Annotated in this window: 11 protein-coding genes and 1 pseudogene; 7 read left to right on the top strand and 5 right to left on the bottom strand. The window is 72.5% G+C overall.

Features of this window, described 5'->3' with window-relative positions; genetic code table 11:
- Positions 1-56: 56 nt before the first annotated feature.
- Positions 57-676: pseudogene (locus tag J7E93_RS38385) on the bottom strand (tannase/feruloyl esterase family alpha/beta hydrolase); the annotation flags it as partial.
- A 215-nt stretch (positions 677-891) separates the two neighbouring features.
- On the opposite strand from J7E93_RS38385, the gene J7E93_RS18885 reads away from it, so the two are divergent.
- The 4 genes from J7E93_RS18885 to J7E93_RS18870 are packed head-to-tail and all read left to right on the top strand — an operon-like array spanning position 892 to position 7,250.
- Positions 892-1,293, top strand: a complete 402-nt coding sequence (locus J7E93_RS18885; protein ID WP_215070980.1) for an SseB family protein — start codon at positions 892-894, stop codon at positions 1,291-1,293.
- On the top strand, positions 1,293-1,856 hold the full coding sequence (locus J7E93_RS18880; RefSeq protein WP_215070978.1) for a hypothetical protein: 564 nt from the start codon (positions 1,293-1,295) through the stop codon (positions 1,854-1,856). The genes J7E93_RS18885 and J7E93_RS18880 overlap by 1 nt, the downstream gene beginning before the upstream one ends.
- Entirely contained in the window at positions 1,856-6,481 is a 4,626-nt protein-coding gene (locus tag J7E93_RS18875) for a putative T7SS-secreted protein (protein ID WP_215070976.1), read from the top strand. Before J7E93_RS18880 ends, J7E93_RS18875 begins: the two co-directional genes overlap by 1 nt.
- Complete coding sequence (locus tag J7E93_RS18870) at positions 6,474-7,250, top strand: hypothetical protein (RefSeq protein ID WP_215070974.1); 777 nt, start codon at positions 6,474-6,476, stop codon at positions 7,248-7,250. Before J7E93_RS18875 ends, J7E93_RS18870 begins: the two co-directional genes overlap by 8 nt.
- 101 nt (positions 7,251-7,351) lie before the next feature.
- On the opposite strand, the gene J7E93_RS18865 is transcribed toward J7E93_RS18870, so the two are convergent.
- Positions 7,352-10,180, bottom strand: coding sequence for a SpoIIE family protein phosphatase (locus J7E93_RS18865; RefSeq protein WP_215070973.1), 2,829 nt, complete (start codon positions 10,178-10,180; stop codon positions 7,352-7,354).
- 660 nt (positions 10,181-10,840) lie between these two features.
- Between J7E93_RS18865 and J7E93_RS18860 the strand changes: the two genes are divergently transcribed.
- Positions 10,841-11,929, top strand: coding sequence for a globin domain-containing protein (locus J7E93_RS18860; RefSeq protein ID WP_308368714.1), 1,089 nt, complete (start codon positions 10,841-10,843; stop codon positions 11,927-11,929).
- A gap of 87 nt (positions 11,930-12,016) precedes the next feature.
- Here the strand turns inward: J7E93_RS18860 and J7E93_RS18855 are convergent, their stop codons facing one another.
- The 3 genes from J7E93_RS18855 to J7E93_RS18845 form a co-directional block, all read right to left on the bottom strand.
- Entirely contained in the window at positions 12,017-13,390 is a 1,374-nt protein-coding gene (locus tag J7E93_RS18855; RefSeq protein WP_215070969.1) for a TerD family protein, read from the bottom strand.
- Positions 13,391-13,590: 200 nt separating this feature from the next.
- Positions 13,591-14,502 (bottom strand): hypothetical protein, encoded by a 912-nt coding sequence (locus J7E93_RS18850; protein WP_215070967.1) that lies wholly within the window; start codon positions 14,500-14,502, stop codon positions 13,591-13,593.
- Positions 14,499-14,933 carry a hypothetical protein gene (locus J7E93_RS18845; RefSeq protein WP_215070965.1) on the bottom strand — a complete coding sequence of 145 codons (435 nt, stop codon included), beginning with the start codon at positions 14,931-14,933 and terminating at the stop codon, positions 14,499-14,501. The genes J7E93_RS18850 and J7E93_RS18845 overlap by 4 nt, the downstream gene beginning before the upstream one ends.
- Before the next feature lie 160 nt (positions 14,934-15,093).
- On the opposite strand from J7E93_RS18845, the gene J7E93_RS18840 reads away from it, so the two are divergent.
- Together J7E93_RS18840 and J7E93_RS18835 are read left to right on the top strand one after the other, a co-directional pair.
- Positions 15,094-18,525, top strand: coding sequence for a CHAT domain-containing protein (locus J7E93_RS18840; protein WP_308368713.1), 3,432 nt, complete (start codon positions 15,094-15,096; stop codon positions 18,523-18,525).
- Between the two features lie 33 nt (positions 18,526-18,558).
- On the top strand, positions 18,559-19,797 hold the full coding sequence (locus tag J7E93_RS18835; RefSeq protein ID WP_215070963.1) for a tetratricopeptide repeat protein: 1,239 nt from the start codon (positions 18,559-18,561) through the stop codon (positions 19,795-19,797).
- Positions 19,798-19,832: the final 35 nt, after the last annotated feature.

Raw genomic sequence — 19,832 nt, 5'->3', positions numbered from 1 at the left:
GGCCCGCACCGAGAAGGCGCGGGCCGGTACGGGGCAGCGGGCTGCCGGGGGTTCGGTCAGGGGCGGGCCGGGGACACGCAGCGGAAGCTGGAGGCGGCGGTCCGGTCGCCGTGGCCGTCGTAGCGGGACACCTGCGGGTAGCCGCACAGGTCGCGGGTGATCTGTTCGCCGGAGGCGTTGCGCAGGGTGGCGGGCAGGGTCCGGGGGGCCTTGCCGTGTTCGACCCAGGTCCGCAGGGCACCGAGGTCGTCGACGGTGGCGCCGCTGCCGTTGTTGAGGCCGCAGTGCGGCGTGCCCGGGGCGAGGAAGAGGCGGTAGAAGTCGTCGACCTTCTTGGCGCCGCCCATCGTCCGCTCGACCTGCTTGCGGTACTCCACGGTGCCCTGGGTGGGGATGTACTCGTCGGCCTGGCCGTGCCAGTACATCGGGGCCACATAGAGGCGGACCGGTCCGCCGTGCTCGTGGGTGAGGGGCTTGTCCTGCATGCTCAGCGCCAGCAGGACGTCGGAACGGCGCGCCTGCTCCAGGGTGAGGCTCTCGCTGTAGGCGCCGTCGAAGCAGGTGAAGCGGACCGCCGCGCCGGCGAGCGCACGCCGACGGCGTCGAGGATGTCCGCCGGCCGCACCCCCGTGAAGGGAGTGCGCTCCACCCGCCACCCGTCCGCGCACAGCACGTCCCCCGGCGGGTACCGTGGCGGCCGGAGCCGCGGTGCGGGATGCTCGCACGGGATTCGCCCCGGAACAAGCAGTGTTCAGGTTGTCGTGACGATCAGCCGGACGCAGCGCTTGCGTCGCTCGTAGCGCAGATGTCACAGGAATGAGGGCCGAAAGGAACCGTCCGGGGCCTCAACAGCGTTTCTTTTCTGGGACGCCGACCAAGCTGGGGGACGCCATGGAACTGGCAGCCGAGATCGCCGCATATCGGGATGGACGGGGGGACCCGGCGCGTCTGGTGGGCGAGTTCCGCCGGGCCGTGCTGCTCGCCCCGCTCGCGGAGGGTGCCGACGGCGGTCTGATGTCCGCCGTGTCGGGCGGGATCCGCTGGCTGTACGCGTTCACGGACGAGGAGGCGCTGGCCCGGTTCGCGCAGGCGCGCGGCGCCGCTGGGCAGGAGTGGGAGTACCTGTCCATTCTGGGCGCCAGGCTGGTCGATGCGGTGGTCCCGATGGCCGAGGAACCGGCGGGTGTGGCCGTCAACGTCGCGGACGAGGACGGTTCGATGCTGTTCCCGCCGGTCGCGGGGATCGTCGCGGACGCGTACGCGGTGGACGTCGATCACGAGGCGGCTGTCTGATGGCGGGCAACTCGGACCTGGAGATCTCGCCGGCTGCCGTCGCGGGCATCCAGAAGGGCCTGCGGGGCGCGATCGCGGAGCTGCGCGAGTCCAGCGATGCGGCGGGGGCCTCGCAGGGCGCGGGTTTCAGTGATCTGTCGATGACAGGCATGGAAGCCGGACACATGGGTCTGGCCACCGATTTCGAGGACTTCTGCGAACGCTGGGAGTGGGGCGTGCGCAGCCTCGTCCAGAACGCCAGCACCCTCGCCCGCTCGCTCGGCATCGCTGCCGGAACGATGTGGGAGGAGGAGCAGTACATCGAGGGATCCTTCAAGGTGGTGGCCAACGCCGCATACGGCAATCCGCACGCCAGTGAGGACGAGATCGAGAACAAGGACTGGGGCGACATCTTCCGGGCCGATGTCTACAAGCCGGACTACAGCCTGGAGTCGTTCGAGAAGAGCCGGCAGGGCATCGAGCAGACGTGGTCGGACACCAAGGACACGGTGACCTCCACCGGCAAGATCGGCTCGCTGAAGGACTTGGTGGAGCAGGCCAAGGGCGACGGGGGCGGTAGCTGATGGGGTGGCGGGACTTCGTACCGGATTCGGTCGAGGACTGGGCCGAGGACCGGGTCGAGGACGTCGGCGACGCGATCGAGTGGACCGGTGACAAGGTCGCCGGCGCGGCGGAGAAGGTCGGCCTCGACGACGCGGGCGACTGGATCCGCGACAAGAGCCGCTCGGCCGCCAACCAGCTCGGCGCGGACGTCGCCGAGCTGGAACTCGGCCAGACCGAGGACCCGAAGAAGCTCGTCTACGGCAGCGTTTCGAAGATCCGTGCGCAGGTCTCGCACCTGAGCGATTTCGAGCTCTCCTTCACCCTGGTCGGCAACGGCATCAAAGCCCTGCAGAGCGACGGCCTGAAGGGCGAGGGGGCGGACGCCTTCCGGGACGCCATCGCGAAGGAGCCGCCGCTCTGGTTCAAGGCGGCCGAGGCGTTCGGCAAGGCCGCCGACGCGATGAACCGGTTCGCGGACACCGTGGAGTGGGCGCAGACGCAGGCGAAGGAGGCCCTGGAGGACTACAACCGGGCGAAGAAGGCCTCCAACGACGCCCGCGACGCGTACAACAAGCAGGTCGACGCCTACAACGACGCGGTGACGGCGAAGAAGGACGTCCTTCCGCCGCGCCCGTCCGAGAACTTCACCGACCCGGGTAAGCCGATGGCAGCCGCCGCACAGGACAAGCTGGACACGGCCCGCAAGCAGCGCAACGACGTCGCCGAGGCCACCCGTGCGGCGGTCCGCGCGGCCCGTGACGCGGCCCCGCCCAAGCCCTCGTACGCCGAGCAGCTCGAGGACGGCCTGGACTACCTCGAGCTCGCCAAGACGCACCTGACGGGCGGTGTCCTCAAGGGCACGGCGGGCCTGGTGAACTTCGCCCGGGCGCTCAACCCGACGGACCCGTACAACCTGACCCATCCGGCCGAGTACGTGATGAACCTCAACTCGACGGCGGCGGGCCTGGTCACCATGGCCAACGACCCCATGGGCGCGGGCAAGCAGATGCTCGACGAGTTCATGAAGGACCCCTCCGAGGGCGTCGGCAAGCTCCTCCCCGAACTCATCGGCTCCAAGGGCCTGGGCGCGGCGAAGAAGGCCGGTTCGGCCGCCCGGCATCTCGACGACGGCAAGGGACCGGGCCGCAGCGAAGTGGACGGGAAGGGCCCGCACCACGGTGAGCGGCCCGACGGGGACAAGTCCAGTGAGGGCACGGACCCCGTCGACCTGGCCACCGGCCGGATGTACCTGCCACAGACCGACGTCGTCCTGCCCGGCACCCTCCCGTTCGCGTTCGAGCGCCGCGCGGAGTCCGGCTACACGGCCGGCCGCTGGTTCGGTCCGACCTGGGCCTCCACGATCGACCAGCACCTGGAGATCGACGCCGAGGGCGTCGTCCTGGTCTCCGAGGACGGTCTCCTCGTCGCCTATCCGCATCCGGCGCCCGGCATCCCGGTGCTGCCGGTGTCCGCATCGGCCCCGCGGCGCCCGCTGGAGCGCACCCCGGACGGCGACTGGACGCTGACCGACCCCGCCGGCGGGCACATCCTGCGCTTCACCCCGCCGGCGGACGGCGACGAGGACGGTACAGCGCCGATCGCCCAGCTGGAGGACCGCAACGGCAACCTCGTCACCTTCGAGTACGACGAGCACGGCACGCCGTTGGGCATCGCCCACTCCGGCGGCTACCACCTCCGTTTCGAGACCGCCGACGGGCGGATCACCGCCCTGCACCTGTCCGGGGGCCCGCGCATCATGGCGTACGGCTACACCGACGGGAACCTGGTCGAGGTCACCAACTCCTCGGGGCTGCCGCTGCGGTTCACCTACGACGACCGCGCCCGCATCACCTCCTGGACGGACACGAACGGCCGCCGCTACGAGTACGCCTACGACGGCCTCGACCGGTGCGTCGCCGAGGCCGGCGAGGCGGGCCACATCGCTCTCACCTTCCGCTACGAAGAGGCGGACCCGCGGACCGGCCACCGGGTGACGCGGACGACCACGGCCGCCGGGCACACGCGCAGCTACCTGATCGACGACCGGTACCGAGTCGTCGCCGAGACCGACCCCCTCGGCGCGGTCACCCGATACGAGTACGACAGCCGGGGCCGGCAGATCGCGTGTACCGACCCTCTGGGCCACACCACCCGCACGACCTACGACGACATGGGGCGTCTGGTCTCCTACGTCCGGCCCGACGGCCGCGAGGCGCGGGCCGAGTACAACGACCTCGGCCTGCCCGTGAAAATCGTCTCGGTGGACGGCTCGGTCGTCCACCAGACCTACGACGAGCGCGGAAACCGCACCTCGGTCAGCCGCCCCGACGGGACGGTCACCCGATTCGGCCACGACGAGCGGGGCCGTCTCACCACCGTCACCGACCCTCTGGGCGAGGTGACGCAGGTCCGCACCGACCAGGCCGGACTGCCGCTCGTGGTCACCGACCGGCTCGGCGGCACCACGACGTACGAGCGGGACGGCTTCGGGCGGGCCACGACGGTCACCGACCCGCTGGGCGCGGTCACGCGCATGGCGTGGACGGTCGAGGGCAAGCCGCTGCACCGGAGCACCCCGGAGGGCGGGCGGCGCTCGTGGACGTATGACGGTGAGGGCAACTGCCTGACCCGCACGGACCCTGAGGGCGCGACGGTCCGCTTCGAGTACACCCACTTCGACCTGCTCGCCGCCCGGACCGACGCCGACGGCACCCGCCATGAGTACACGTACGACGCCGAGCTGCGACTGACGGAGGTCCGCAACCCGCAGGGCATGACCTGGGAGTACGCCTACGACCCGGCGGGCCGGCTCGTCCGGGAGACCGACTTTGACGGCCGGACGCTCGACTACGCCTACGACCCGGCGGGCCGGCTCGTCAGCCGCACCGACGCCCTCGGGCAGCGGATCACGTACGAGCGCGATGCCCTGGGCCATGCCGTCCGCAAGGACGCGGGCGGCACGGTGACGACGTACGAGTACGACGTCTTCGACCGGATCGCGGTCGCGGTGCGCGGAGACAGTGTGCTGACCCGGCTGCGTGACCGGGCGGGCCGCCTGCTTCAGGAGACGGTCGACGGCCGGACGCTCACCCACACCTACGACGCCGCGGGCCGCCGCACCGGACGAACGACCCCGACGGGCGCCACCGCCGCCTGGTCGTACGACGCCGCCGGCCGGCACAACGCCCTGACCACCGCCGGCCGCCGGATCGGCTTCACGCACGACGCGGCGGGCCAGGAGCTCAGCCGTGCCTACGGCGACACCCTGACCCTCGCCCACACGTGGGACGAGGCCGGCCGGCTCGTGGAGCAGCAGCTGACCGGCACCGGCCAGGCGGTGGTACAGCGCCGCGGGTACACCTACCGGTCCGACGGACGCCTGACCGGCGTCGACGACCTGCTGGCCGGCCCGCGCAGCTTCGACCTCGACCCGCGGGGCCGGGTGACGGCCGTACACGCGGAGAACTGGACGGAGCGGTACGCGTACGACGCGGCGGGCAACCAGAGCTCCGCGTCGTGGCCCGGCTCCCATCCCGGAGGCCAGGACGCCACCGGCCCGCGCACCTACGAGGGAACCCGGCTGATCGGCGCGGGCAGGGTCCGCCACGAGTACGACGAGCTCGGAAGGGTCGTGCTCCGCCAGAAGGCCCGGCTCTCGCGCAAGCCCGACACCTGGCGCTACGAGTGGGACGCCGAGGACCGCATCACGGCCGTCACCACCCCGGACGGGACGCGTTGGCGGTACACGTACGACCCGCTGGGGCGGCGCACGGCCAAGGAGCGGATGACGCCCGACGGCCTGGAGGTGGCCGAGCGCACCGTCTTCACCTGGGACGGCACCGTGCTGTGCGAGCAGACGAGTACGTCGGCGGAGGGGCCCCACGGGATCGCCATGACCTGGGACCACCGTGGCCTGCATCCGCTCGCGCAGACGGAACGGATCCTGACGGCCGACCAGGAAGTGGTGGACGAACGGTTCTACGCCATCGTCACCGACCTGGTGGGCGCGCCCACCGAACTCGTCGACGAACGCGGGGAACTGGCCTGGCGCAGCCGGTCCACGCTGTGGGGCTCCACGGCCTGGAACCGGGACGCCACGGCGTACACCCCGCTGCGCTTCCCCGGCCAGTACTTCGACGCCGAATCGGGCCTGCACCACAACTACTTCCGCACCTACGACCCCGAGACCGCCCGCTACCTGAGCCCGGATCCGCTGGGCCTGGCGGCGGCCCCCAACCCCGTGGCGTACGTCGCCGACCCGCTCCAGTGGTGCGACCCCTTCGGGCTGGCCCCCTACTCGGACAGCACCCGGGCGGCGCAGGGCGTCGACCACCAGCTCAACGAGGCGGAGAGCGGCAAGTCGAACCATTATCTGGAGGGCATCGGGGGCGACGAGGTGAAACTGGAGAAGTACCTGCGGGGCCATCTGCAATCACCGGCCAACTACGTCGACGCGGAGTCGGGGGCGCGCATCATCATCGACCGCAGCCTCGACCCGAGCAGGCCGGTGGCGATCATCCGCCAGGACCATATGATCCACGCGTACCACATCGACCCGGAGGACCTCTCCAACTACATCACTCCGCGGGACGGCAAGGATGCGGCGAAATGGCGGACCCCGAAGGCGGACGAGGTGAATGAGTAGCCCCGGCCCCACACCCCAGAACCCCGCACCCGGCTGGCCGGGCTACCGCGCCGAACCGTCCTACGACCCCGGCCAGAGCCGGGTCTTCCCCGCCCCGGTGCCGGCGGAGCTGCTGGCGCTCGGGAACGAGGTGCGGGCGGCCGACTGGCCGGTGCGTCTCGCCTTCCGCAGCTCCCGGGTCGCGCTCCTCGACACCCTCTGCCGGTGGCAGGCGCTGCGCGCGCTGGCGTACCTCCACCTGCTGGCCGCCCGGACGGCGGACGAGCGGCTGCCGGCCGACCTGCGGGTGATCCCCGGACTGGAGTCGGCCGCCGATCCCGGCCTGCCCGAGCTGCTTGAGCGGCTGGAGCGGGCCGCCGTGGACCTCCCGGCGGACCTGCTGGACGCGGTCGTCTGCGACAGCGGCGGGCTGCTCGCGGACAACCGGTTCGCGGCGTCGGTGCTGGCCGCCGGACTCACCGCCGACTCCCGTCCGACCGACCCGGACGAGGCGGTCTCCCGCGCCGTGGTGCTCACCAGCTACTGGTACGAACTGCCGGAGCAGCGCGGCGCTCTCGCCCTGGCGTGGAGCGCGAACCTGTTCGTCCGTTCCTGGCTGGGGTGGTCGCAGCGGTACGTCTACGGCGACAAGGCGGGCGGCATCGGCATCACCGCGGACCCCCGCCCGCCCCGCCCGCCGGCATCCGCCCTCCCGGCCTGGGCGGCGCCCCTGCTGGACCGCATCTCGCGGGGCGACGGTCCGCTCGCAGGCCCTCCTCCACGCGGATGAGGGGGCACGTGCAGCGTCCCCGTGACGGCCTCGTCGAGGCCGTCACGGGGACGCCGGCACCGCCCTTGATCAGGCCTGGCCGGCTGAGGCAGCTGCGCCGGTCAGAGGGTCTCGTCGCTCCATCGGTCGAGCAGGGCGTCCTCGGTGAGCCCGCCCGGCCCGGCGGGCTCGCTGAGGGACTGCTCGGTCCAGATCACCTTGCCCGCCGGGGTGTAGCGGGTGCCCCAGCGTTCGGCGTACCGCGAGACGAGGAACAGGCCGCGGCCGCCTTCGTCCGTGGCCTTGGCCCGTCGCAGATGGGGTGAAGTGCTGCTGGCGTCGGACACTTCGCAGATCAGGGCCCGGTCGTGCAGCAGCCGGACACCGATGGGCCCGGCGCCGTAACGGATCGCGTTGGTGATCAGCTCGCTGAGGATGAGCTCGGTGGCGAAGCCGACGTCCCCCAGACCCCATTCGGCCAGGCGGCGGGCGCAGGCGGCGCGTACCCGGGCCACCGCGGCGGGGTCGCGGGGCACGTCCCACTGCGCGACGTTCGCGGGGTCGAGCCGGCGTGTGCGGGCCACCAGCAGCGCGATGTCGTCGCTCGGTCTGGCCGGCAGTACGGCCTCGATCACCGCGGCGCAGGTGTCCTCCGCTGTACGGCCGGGCCCGGCCAGGGCCTCGCGCAGGGCCTCCAGCCCGGCGTCCAGGTCGCGGTGGCGGTCGCGGTCCTCGACCAGGCCGTCGGTGTAGAGCACCAGCCGGGAGCCCTCGGGCAGGGTCAGCTCAGCGCTCTCGAACGGCAGGCCGGCATTGAGGCCCAGGGGCGGGGAGACCGGCATCGGGGGGAAGGTCACGGTCCCGTCGGGATGGACCACCGCCGGTCCCAGGTGGCCCGCGGTGGCGGCGGCGACCCGGCCGGAGACGGGGTCGTAGACGGCGTACAGGCAGGTGGTCCCGGTGATCCCGTCCCCGTCGGGCTGGTCGTCGGTGGCCTCGTGGGCATCGATGTGGGCCACCAGCTCATCGAGGTGGCTCAGCAGCTCATCGGGAGGCAGATCCAGAGTCGAGAAGTTGTGCACGGCTGTCCGCAGCCGGCCCATGGTGGCCGCGGCGCGCAGACCGTGGCCGACGACGTCGCCGACCACGAGCGCCACCCGCCCGCCGGACAGCGGGATGACGTCGAACCAGTCGCCCCCCACCCCGGCCCGGGCCGGCAGGTAGCGGTAGGCCACCTCCAGGGCGTTCTGCTCGGGCACTCTCCGGGGCAGGAGGCTGCGCTGGAGGGCGACAGCCATGGTGTGCTCACGGGTGTAGCGGCGGGCGTTGTCGATGGCGACCGCCGCCCGGGCGGCCAACTCCTCCGCGACGGCCTTGTCCTCCTCCTCGAACGGTGCCGAGGGACCCGCCCGCCAGAAGTTCACCGCTCCCAGCGGCATGCCCCGGGCCCGCATCGGAACCACGGCCAGGGAGTGGATGCCGTGGTCGAGGACCTGCCGGCTGCGTTCCGGGTCCTGGGCCCGCCAGCCGTCGGAGGTACTCAGGTCCGCTTCGAGTACGGTGCGCCCGCTGATCATCCCGACGGCGATCGGATTCGTGGGCGCGAACCGGATCAGCTCGCCGACCGGGTAGAGCGAGTGGTCGCCCTCCAGACCGACGACGGCCGTACGACGCATCTCGGTGCTCGCCTCTCCCGGCTCCTCGCCGCGCAGGACCGGGTCCAGCAGCTCGACGGTGACGACATCGGCGAACCGGGGGACGGACACCTGGGCCAGCTCCTCGGCGGTGCGCGTCACATCCAGTGTGGTCCCGATCCGCATCCCCGCGTCGTACAGCAGCTTCAGCCGCTGCCGCGCGACTTCCGCCCGGCCGGTGACCGCCACCAGCTCCGTGCTGTCCCGCAGCGTCAACACGCTGCCCGCCTGGCCCCCGAAGGGCGCGGTAGGCCGTTTGTTCACTGCCAGCAGCCGGTCCCCGGCCAGGTGTACGGCATCCGTGACCGACTCGCTCGCTGCCAGCAGCCGCGCCGTCTCCTCGTCCAGCCCCAGTTCCGTCACACGCCGCCGCTCCGGGTCCGCGGACAGGTCCAGCAATCGTCGCGCCTCGTCGTTGGCCAGCAGCACCCGCCCGTCCGCGTCGGTGATCAGCACGCCTTCCCGCACGGCGTGCAGCACCGCGTCGTGGTGCTCGTACATCTTCGTCATCTCTTCCGGGCCCAGACCGTGCGTCTGTCGCCCCAGCCGCCGGGTCACCAGAACGGTCCCGGTGGTCGACAGTACGAGCGCGCCCACGCCCGTGCCGAGGATGATCGGCAGCTGCTGCTCGACCCGGTCGGTCACGTTCTCGACCGCGATTCCGGCGGACACCAGGCCGACGACCGAGCCGTCGGCACCGGTCACCGGGACCACCGCCTGCACGGCCGTACCCTCCGCCTCGGGCAGGGGTGGCCCGCCTGCCACCTCGACGACGGTGCGGCCTTCCAGGGCCGGTTCGATGGTGCCGACGAACTTCTTCCCGATCTCCTTCGGATCGGGGTACGTGAGCCGGATCCCCTCGGTGTTCATGACCAGGACGAAGTCCACGCCCGCCTTCTTCCAGGCGGCCTCGGCCCGCGGCTGCAGCACGGCCGTCGGATCCTCGCTCTGCAGAGCCTGTGCGGTGCCCGGGGCGTTCGCAAACGCCTCCGCCGCGGTCACCGACCGGCGCTCGGCCTCATGCCTGCTGTCACGATCGGCCTGGAGCACCTGGGCCACCACCGAGGCCGCGACCAGGAGCACGACGATCACGACCTGCAGAGCGAACACCTGTCCGGCTGCGCTGCGCAGGCTCAGTAGGGAGAACGGCCCCCGCCTCCGGCCGCGACGCGGACCTGCCGACTCACCTTGAGGGGTGGGGCTTGCGGTGCGGCGCGGCGACCGGTGTCCTGGACGGAAAAGGCCCTTTTCCTTCATGGTCAAGTTGTACATCGCCGCCCACCCCGAGGCGAAGGACCAGGCAGGCCCTGGGCCGGGGCGTGGAGTCGGTCGCCGGCCGCGCGGATCAACGTTCCTTCAGCGACGGGCAGTTTCCCGTCATGGTCGATCCCGAGGCTGACTCGCTGCCGGACGAGGGACCGGGCGTGGGGGCGAGCGGGAGACAGGTGTGGGGGCCGAGCGGGGGACGGCTGCCGCCTTCTGCCTTCGCCATCGCGGGCAACACCGCGGCACCTACTCGTTCAGGACCGGACGAGTCGACCGTTTCATGCGCCCCTTGGCTACTTCTGAGTCACCTACGTGATCGGGTAGCGTCCGGACCTGCTTAGTCCGCTTCAATGCTCCCGCCCCGTCTTGAGGACCCATGCCTGCCAGTGAAGTCCCCGCCCGCAGTGCCCATCGGGGGCGCCGCTCCGTCGACGCCGCCACCCTGCGGTCCGCCCGGGTCCGGCCGTCTCGGATACCGAGCGGCGGAGGTCTGATCCCTTGAGATTCCGGATCAGACGCCAAGCCGGCACGCCCGTGGTCCCGTACCCGGGGGATCCGGCACCCGCCCTGGACGAGCCCACCCGGGAGCCAGAGGTCGCCGAGGCGCCTTTGTCGGCCCACGAGATAGAGCTCATACGTGCCTCTGTGTCGGTGGTCGAACCACTTGCCGCAGACATGGCGGTCTACTTCTACGCGATCCTCTTCGCCCGCCATCCCGAGGTGCGGGCGATGTTCCCGCCGGGGATGGACGCCCAGCGCGGCCGCCTGTTGCGCGCGCTGCTGCGCATCGTCGACCTGGTCGACGATCCCGAGAACATGGTCCGCTTCTGCGGACACCTCGGGCGTGACCATCGCAAATTCGGCGCGCTGCGGGAACACTTCCCCGCCGTGGGCGAATGCCTCCTCGACTCCCTGGCCCGCTACGCCGGTCCCGCCTGGACCCAAGACATCGCCGCCGCCTGGACCAAGGCGTACGGAGCAGTCGCCGACGTCATGATCAGCGCTGCCGAGCAGGACGCGAAGACACGGCCCGCCGTCTGGCCCGCCACGATCGTGCACCTCGTCCCCTGCGGGAACGGCATCGCCGAGATCACGCTCCATCCCCACATGCCCTACGAGCATGCCGCCGGTCAGTACGTCAGTGTCGAGACCCCCTGGTATCCCAAGCAGTGGCGCTCCTACTCCCCCGCCAACGCGCCCCGCGAGGACGGCACACTCACGTTCCACGTACGGGCCGTGCCCGGTGGCTCGGTCAGCAATGCGCTGGTGCACCGGGCCGCGGTCGGCGACGTGGTCCATCTGGGCGCCCCGATGGGCGGCATGGTGCTGGACGCCGCCGTCCACAGCGACTTGCTCTGTGTGGCCGGCGGCACCGGCCTCGCCCCCATCCGCGCGCTCATCGAAGAGGTCGCTCGACGCGGAGGCCGGCACCAGGTGAATCTCTTCCTCGGCGCCCGCACCGGGGCCGAGCTGTACGGGGTGGACGACATGCTGCGCATGGCACAGCGGCATCACTGGCTGACGGTCAGGGGCGCGGTCTCCGACGAGTACATCCCCGGAATCAGGGGGTCTCTGCCGCAGGTCCTGGCCGAGTACGGACCGTGGTACCAGCACGACGCCTTCCTCAGCGGTCCGGCCCCGATGGTCACGTCAGCCAGGCAGACGCTCATGACCGGCGGCACGTCGCCGGACCGCATCCACTACGACCCGTTCGACATCCCCGTCCTGACCACTCCCTGAGGCACCGCCGACCGCGCACTCCGCGCAAGTACTGTCATGGACCGCACGCGCTCATTCCTGCCGGAGCGTTGTGTGATCCGGCGGTCGCTAGCGGCGGCGGGTCCAGAAGCCGCCGATGCCTCCTTGGCGGGGCTCCATGGACCAGCCTCCCTTGGTGTCGACCACCAGCAGCCGCGGCCCCGCGGGCAGCGCACCGCTGCCGCGCCCCCGGTCCAGCCGGCAGAACGCGCTCTGCTGTTGTCCGCCGCGCCGCAGGACGTTCACACCGAAGAAGCCCTCCTTCTTCTCGTCGCCAAGGCATCGGTACCTGACCCCCGTCTCGCCGCCCGTGTACGCCAGGACGTCCGGTCCGACCCCCTCCACCGGGCCGTCGAACGACCGTAGCGTCGACACCGGCCGCAGCCGGATCGTCCACGAGCCCTGGCCCCACCCGTCGACTCGCAGCCGCAGCGGCGTGTGCCCGTCGTGGTGGAAGACGCCCACTCCGCGCAGTTGCGGAATCGCACTGATCAGGGCCTGCCGCCAGGGGCGCCGGCGCACGGTCAGCGTGACGACCTCGATGAGCCGGTCGTCCTCCTTCAGCACGTCCACGACCACGAAGCCCTTCGGAAGGCTGAGACCGGGGTCGATGTCCTCCTTCCCGCGCCCGGAGAACTCCAGGGGCGTGAACTCGGGCCCCACCTCGGACGGAAGGTCGTTGCACCGCGCCAGGGGCACGCCGAACGGCGGCATGACGAGGTGTCCGAGCCCATCGGTCTTCGCCACCACGAGGGGGGCGGGAGCCGGTACGGGAGCGGGAGCCGTCTCGGGCGAGGCCACCGCCACAGGCTCGGCCACAGGCACCGGCACCGGCACCGGCACCGGCTCGGGGGCGACCACCGGCTCCGGCAGGTGGCCCACCGGTATCCCGTCGTCCGTCGTGTCGTCGCCCGGCACCGAGAAGCCGAAGTCCGCGGCCAGACGCGGGAGCCCGGAGGCGTACCCCTGCCCCAGCGCGCGGAACTTCCAGCCTCCGCCCCGGCGGTAGACCTCGCCCAGCAGGAGCGCCGTCTCCGTCGTCGCGTCCTCGACCGCGTACAGCGCCAGCTGCTCGCCCGTGGCCGCGCTCACCACCCGCAGATAGAGGCCGGTGACCTCCCCGAACGTGGCGCCGTCGCAGGAGGCCGCGACCACGATCCGCTCCACGTCCGGCTCCACACGGCCGGGGTCGATCTCCAGCCAGTCCGCGACGACCCCGTCCTCGCCGTGGGCGCTGCCGGTCAGCCGAACGCCGCTCCCGGCGTGCTCGGGCTGGTTGTAGAAGACCAGGTCCTCCCGGCCCCTGACCTTGCCGTCCGCGGCGACGAGCAGCGCCGCCGCGTCGATCTGCGGCTCTTCCGGACCGCCGGAGCGGCGGACGACGGCGACCCGCATGGGCTCGCCGCTGAGCGGGAGGTTTCCTCCCTTGATGATCTGCGTCATGCACGCATCATGCACTCAGATCTCGATCACCGGCAGCAGCTCATTGACTCGTCACGCAGCCTCCTCGGCGTCGAACCTTTCCATGCCGTCGGCCTGCTCGCGGCGATTCGCGAACGCCAGGGCCTCATCGACGACGCCGTCGCACCGGACGCAGCACGGCTGCCGCAGGGCCCAAGGACGGTGGATCGGCGTGGGGGCCGTCAGCCGGGCTTCCGCAGAGCCCGGGAGAGGCGTTCGCCGAGCGTGCGGTCCATGCCCGACGCGGAGTCGATGCCCAGGGCGGCCGCAAGGTCACGGACGTGCAGGTCGGCGAGGGCCTCGGTGAGTTCGGCGAACGCGTCCGCGGCGGCCCGGCCGCGGCGGAGGCCCGCGGCGACGGCGGTGATCCCGACCAGGGCGGCCGGCCACCACCACACGCCCAGCACCAGATACCCCGCGCCCCAGGCGCACAGACGCGCCGCCGCGGCGAACCGTACGCGGGCGGCTTGCAGTTCGGCGCGGGTGCCGTCGGCGGCGAGGAGCCACAGGTGGGGCCAGGCCGCCGCCAGGTCGAGGCGGTACATGCGCCAGAGCCGTTGCCCGGGAGCGGCAAGCCGGTCGCCCATGCCGAAGGGGTGGCGTGGTGCGGCCGCCGCGATACTGTCGCGGTCGGCGAAGTGGCTCTCCGCGAGGCCGGCGAGCCGGTCGGCGTCGTCCGCCCCGGCGATACGGGCCCGGCCGGCCCTGACCAGCGCGGCGCGGAAGGCGGCGTCGGCGGCGCGCCAGCGGCGCAGCCGGCGGTCGGCGAGGTGCCGCAGCAGGGGCCCCCGGGGCTCGGCGCACCAGAGGAGTTCCACTCCGGCGCCGAGGGTCTGGGCGGCCGTACCGATCGCGGCCGCGCCGAGCAGCACCCCCAGCGCCACGAGGGCGATGGTTCCGGTGCTCCGGGACGCGGGGGAAGTGGCCAGTGTGTCGAGCCAGGTCCGCAACTTGCCCGCATCGGACCAGTGTTCGTGCCCGAGCACCGTCGCCGTGGTGATGGCAGCGATGAAGAGCAGTCCGGGCAGCGCCAGCAGCGTCAGCCACCGCTCGGCGACCCGGCCCCCCAGCGCGCTGAGGAAGGCGCTGGTCACCGGAGAGGCACCACGTTCAGCGGACGGCCGAGGATGCCGCAGGCGGGCTGATCCGAGGCGTCGGCGTCCGGTGCCTCCACGCGCCCGCACCGACCCGCGGGACAGGCCAGCACGTACAGCGCGGGATGCCCCGGCCCGGCCACCGGCAGACTCTGGAAGCCGGTGGTGGGGGGCGGGGGCGTCGTGCGGTACGAGCCGAGCCCGGCGCTGTGTCCCGCGGCCAGCAGCAGCTCTTCCAACTCGTCCAGAAACTCGTCGAGTTGCTCGGGAGAACGGCCGTCGCGCAGGGCGGAGACGATGGTCTCGACGAGCCGCGCCCCCTGCTCGCCCAGAGCGCCGAGCTGCGGCGAGGACGAGGGGTCCGTGAGCCGGCGGCAGAGCTCCCCGAGCCGCGCGTCGCCTGTGTCCGCCCCGTCGGCCGTGTTCGCCACGCTCCCGCTCCCCCTCGGACGCCGGTTGTCACTTCGTGGTGATTGTACGGCCGGACCTGGGTGATACGGCGGCTCCTTGGCTATCGTGAACACGGGCCGCAACGTGGAAGATGTGCGGAACGTGCGCGGTCCGGGGCGGCGTCGACGGGGGGTGGGCGTGGTGAGCGCGACGGATGCGACGGCAGCCGGAGGGTCCGGGGCACGCCCCGGTGCCGATCAACTGCTGCTGCACCATGAGGCCACGGGCGACCGCAGGGCGCTCGACGAGGCCATCCGGTCGTACCGCCAGGAGCTCGCGGTCACGGAGCCCGGTGACGCTTCCGTGCCGGGCCGCGCCGGCAATCTCCTGATCGCCCTGTACCGGCGGTGGCAACTGGCGGGTGATCCAAGCGATTTGGCCGCCTTGATCGCCCTCGGCCGTGAACGGGTGTCCGTCGATCGCGTGCGCCCCCAGGACGTGATCCTGCTCGCCCTGGCGTACCGCCGGCGCTTCGACGTCCACGGGCAGGCAAGCGATCTCGACCAGGCGATCGATCTGTTCGAGCGGGCGGCCGATCTGCCGCAGCTCGCCGCGACCGGCGCGCAGACGCTGGCCTCACTGGGCGAGGCCCTGCAGGAGCGGCACGAGATCGCCGAACGCGGCGGCTTTGACGGACCGGAGACGGCCGAGGGGACGGATCTCGCGCGGGCGACGAGCGCCTTACGGGACGCATTGGAGATCCTGCCGCCCGGTTCGCCCGACCGGCCCGGCTACCGCAACAATCTCGCCACGGCGCTGTACAGCGCCTATCGGCGCAGCGGTGACACCGCCGCTCTGCGCGAGGCCCTGGACCTGTGGCGGGCCGTACTGCGCGAGAGCCCGCCGGGCAGCGAGGTGCGCCGGCTCGCGCTGGGGAACCTCTCCCAGGGCCTTCGCCAGTGGCACGAACATGACGCCGACGAGGCGGGCCGGGCGGAGATGCTGGACGTGCACCGCATCGCCCTGGCCGAGACCCCCGCCGGCCACCCGGACCGCCCAGAGCGGCTCGCTGGCCTGGGAGTCGCCCTGCGTCTGGCCGCCGAGAACAACGGCGACCCCGAGCTGCTGCGGCAATCGGCGCAACTGCTGCGCGAGGCCCTGCCGCTGTACGCCGCGGGCGCCCCCGAGCAGACCATGCGGATGAACAGCCTCGGCAACACCCTGCACCGGCTGGCCCAGTCGACCGGGGACGAAGCTGTGCTCGACGAGGCGATCGCCGTCCTGCGGTCCGCCCTTGCCCAGAAGCTGCCAGGCACCGGCCCGTACGCCGACACCCTGGCGAATCTCGCCGTCACCCTCTGGGAACGCTCCGTGCAGACGGACGACCTGGACTCTCTGCGGGAAGCCGCCCGGCTGGCCCGGAACGCGGTCGACGCGGCTGCGGCGAACCCCGCCGCGCAGGTCGTACGCCTCGCCAACCTCGGCGTGGTCCTGCAGAGCTGGCACGGCGCGACCGGCGACCCGGCCGCCGCCGACGAGGCGATCCGTGCGGCCCGCCGGGCCCTGGCGCTGGCCCCGCAGACCGGACTGGTCCGCGCGGACCGGCTGAACCACCTGGCCAACGCCCTGCGCGCGCGGTTCGGGGGGAGCGCCGACGTGGCGGACCTCGACGAGGCGATCGCCCTGCTGGAGGAGGCCGCCGAGCACGCTCCGTACGGCGATCCGGCGCTGGCGCTCGTGCTCTCCAACCTCGGATCCGCCCGTCTGACACGGCATCACCACCGGCCCGGTGACGGGCTGCTGGAGCAGGCGGTCAGCGACCTGGGCCGCGCCGTTTGGTCGGCCACGGAGGGCGGCTCGGCCCACGGCACCTATCTGAAGGCGTACGGCGACGCGTTACGTGCCCTGCACCACCAGGACGGCGACCCGGGGGTGCTGCTGGCCGCCGAGGACGCCTACCGGCAGGCCGCCGGCACGAAGGCCATGCCCGCCTACGAGCGGGTTCTCGCGGCCTGGGACTGGGGAGCCGCCGCGGCGGCCGGCCTCCGCTGGGAGGAGGCCCTACGCGGTCATGAAGTGGCCCTGGAACTACTGCCGTTCGCCGCTTCGGGCCGGCTGGCCCGTCGCGACCAGGAGCGCGGCCTGTCCCGGGTGCGGGGTCTCGCCGCCGAGGCGGCCGCGTGCGCGGTCAACGCGGGGCGTCCGGAACGCGCGGTAGCGCTCCTGGAGCAGGGCCGGGGTGTCCTGCTGAGCCGGGCCATGGCCACCCGGGACGGGCTCGGCCGGCTGCGCGGCGCCCATCCGGGTCTCGCCGAGCGGTTCGTCTCGATCCGCGACCGGCTCGACGCGCTGGAGGCCGTCGACGTGGCGGAAACGGCCCTGGGCCGGCTGCCGACCACCACCGCGGACCAGCGGCACACGCTGGCGAGCCACCTGGAAGAGCTGGTGGCGGAGATCCGCGAAGCACCGGGCTTCTCCGACTTCCTCGCCGCGCCGGACGAGAGCGCCCTGCTCGCCTGCGCGGAAGACGGCCCGGTGGTGCTCGCCTACTGCAGCGGCTACCGCAGCGACGCCCTGGTCCTGCGTCCGGGGGGCGTCCTCCTCGTACCGCTGCCGCGGGCCACGCCGGACGCGGTCGGTGAACAGGCGGACCGGCTCCGGCATGCCCTCGCCGACGCGATGGACCCCGCCCGCGACGAAGCCGCCCAGCGGAGCGTCGCCGAGGTACTGGCATGGACGTGGGACCACGTCACCGGCCCTGTGCTCGACCGGCTCGGGCTGTCCGGTGCTCCGAGGACGGGGGGCGAGCTGCCCCGGCTGTGGTGGTCGCCGGGCGGGACGCTGGCTGCCCTGCCCCTGCACGCGGCAGGTCACCACGGCGAGAGCGCCGATACCGTACCGCAGCGGGAGGGTGGGCCCGGGGCAGGACCACGGACCGTCATGGACCGGGTGGTCTCCTCCTACACGCCAACCGTCAGGGCTCTCCGGTACGCCCGAGACCGGGCCGCAGCCCCGCGGCCGTCCGGCCGGCTCCTCGCCGTGGCGCTCCCCGACACCCCGGGAGCCCGGCCGCTCGGCGGGGCACGACGCGAGGTGGAGGCGCTGCGCGCCCTGCTGCCGACCGATGTGCTGTACGGAGAAGGGGCCACCTTCGACCAGGTCATGGCCGCCCTGCCGGATCACCCTTGCGTCCACTTCGCCTGCCACGGAGTCAGTGAACCCGCCGACCCCTCGGCGGGCCGGCTGCTTGTACACGACCATTCGACACGGCCGCTGACGGTCCGGCAGATCGCCCGGCTCGACCTACCGGCCGCGCGGCTCGCGGTGCTCTCGGCCTGCGAAACGGCTCGCGCCGACGGGGACCTGGCCGACGAGTCCATCCACATCACCTCCGCGTTCCAGCTCGCGGGATATCCCCACGCCGTCGGCACGCTCTGGCCGGTGCACGACGCCGTGGCGGTCCGTGTCACCCGCCTCCTCTACCGGGGGCTGCTCACCGACGACTGCGACGACGGGCCGGCACTGGACGACAGGCGGACGGCGGCCGCGCTGCACCAGGCGGTCCGGGAGTGCCGCGCCGCGTTCGCCGCCAGCCCGAGCCTGTGGGCCGCCCACGTACACGCAGGTGCCTGAGGTTACCCAGACGGACAAGAGGAGACAGTCGCGATGAGCCGGTGGTGGCGGCGCAAGGCCGCACAGGGGGACGCGGGGAACGGCGCGGACGGTACGGCCGACGCGGCGGGACCGTCCGGACACAGCCCGAGCGAGAGCCAGGAGCAGGAACAGGGACAGGGACAGGGACAGGAACAGGATCGGGCCTGGCGGCCGGTCGGGGGGCACATCACCATCACGGAGGTGACGGAGGGCAGTCCGCAGGAGGAGATCGCGCGGATCGAGATCTCCCCCGAGGAGTTCCACGTCATGCGCGCCCGGTCCGCCGTCGCACGACGGGGCCCCGAGCACCCGGACGCGCTCGAAGCGGTGCGCGAGCTGGCCCGGGTACTGGCAGCGACCCCCGGGCGCGGCGAGGAGGCGGTGACGTTATACCAGGAGGTGGCCCGAGGCCAGTGGTCCGTCCTCGGCCCCCGCCACGAGGAGACGCTGCGTACCTCCGCCGAACTCGCCGACGTGCTCCATCAGACCGGACAGCTGCAACTCGCCGAATCAGCCTGGCGCGACACCTTCCGCAGCCAGTCGGACACCCTGGGGCGCGATCACCCCGACACCCTGCGCAGCGCGGCCGGGCTGGCCGCCGTCCTGGAGGACCTCAGGCGCGCGCCCGAGGCCGAACCGCTGCAGCGGGACGTGCTGGAGCGGCGCACCAAACTGCTCGGGCCCGACCATCCGGACGTGCTGACCGCCGCCAACTCCCACGCCGCCTCGCTGCTCAAGTGCGGTCGCCACAAGGAGTCCGAGCGGGCCCTGCGCGGCCTCGTGCCCCGGCTTGAGCAGCGTTACGGGCCCGACCACGAGTCCACCGCGGCAGCCCGGGCCAATCTCGGTGCCGTACTCGTCCGGCTGAACCGCCACGCCGAGGCGGAGACGCAGCTCCGCGCCGTCATCCGGTCCTTCGAGTCGACCGTGGGACCCCACCACGAAACCACCCTCACCGCGCGCAACAACCTGGCGGCCGTCCTGCACGGCATGGAGCGCTACGAAGACGCCGTCCCCGTCCTGCGTGACGTCCTGGCCGGCCGGGTCGCCCTGAACGGCGAGGACCACCCGACCACCGTGTCGACCCGGGACAACCTCGCCAACGTACTGATCGACGTGGGACGGCACGCCGAGGCGGCCGCACTCCTCGACCGCTGCGTCCGCGACTACCGGCGCATCTACGGCCCCGGGCACCCCCGCCAGCGGGCAGCCGAGGAGAAACTGGCCTGGCTGCGGGACAACACCCGGTAGGGCGACACCGGGCGGCCCACGAGAAGGCGGCCGCA

It is taken from the genome of Streptomyces sp. ISL-36 (genome assembly GCF_018614205.1).
Taxonomy (GTDB): Bacteria; Actinomycetota; Actinomycetes; order Streptomycetales; family Streptomycetaceae; genus Streptomyces.
Note: the sequence above shows the minus strand (reverse complement) of the source record. Positions and strands in the feature narration are given on the sequence as shown.

Coding starts and splice junctions, on each gene's coding strand:
- J7E93_RS18875 (WP_215070976.1), top strand. CDS start 1,856: ATGGGGTGGCGGGACTTCGTACCGGATTCGGTCGAGGACTGGGCCGAG.
- J7E93_RS18855 (WP_215070969.1), bottom strand. CDS start 13,390: ATGACGCAGATCATCAAGGGAGGAAACCTCCCGCTCAGCGGCGAGCCC.
- J7E93_RS18870 (WP_215070974.1), top strand. CDS start 6,474: ATGAGTAGCCCCGGCCCCACACCCCAGAACCCCGCACCCGGCTGGCCG.
- J7E93_RS18835 (WP_215070963.1), top strand. CDS start 18,559: ATGAGCCGGTGGTGGCGGCGCAAGGCCGCACAGGGGGACGCGGGGAAC.
- J7E93_RS18865 (WP_215070973.1), bottom strand. CDS start 10,180: ATGAAGGAAAAGGGCCTTTTCCGTCCAGGACACCGGTCGCCGCGCCGC.
- J7E93_RS18880 (WP_215070978.1), top strand. CDS start 1,293: ATGGCGGGCAACTCGGACCTGGAGATCTCGCCGGCTGCCGTCGCGGGC.
- J7E93_RS18885 (WP_215070980.1), top strand. CDS start 892: ATGGAACTGGCAGCCGAGATCGCCGCATATCGGGATGGACGGGGGGAC.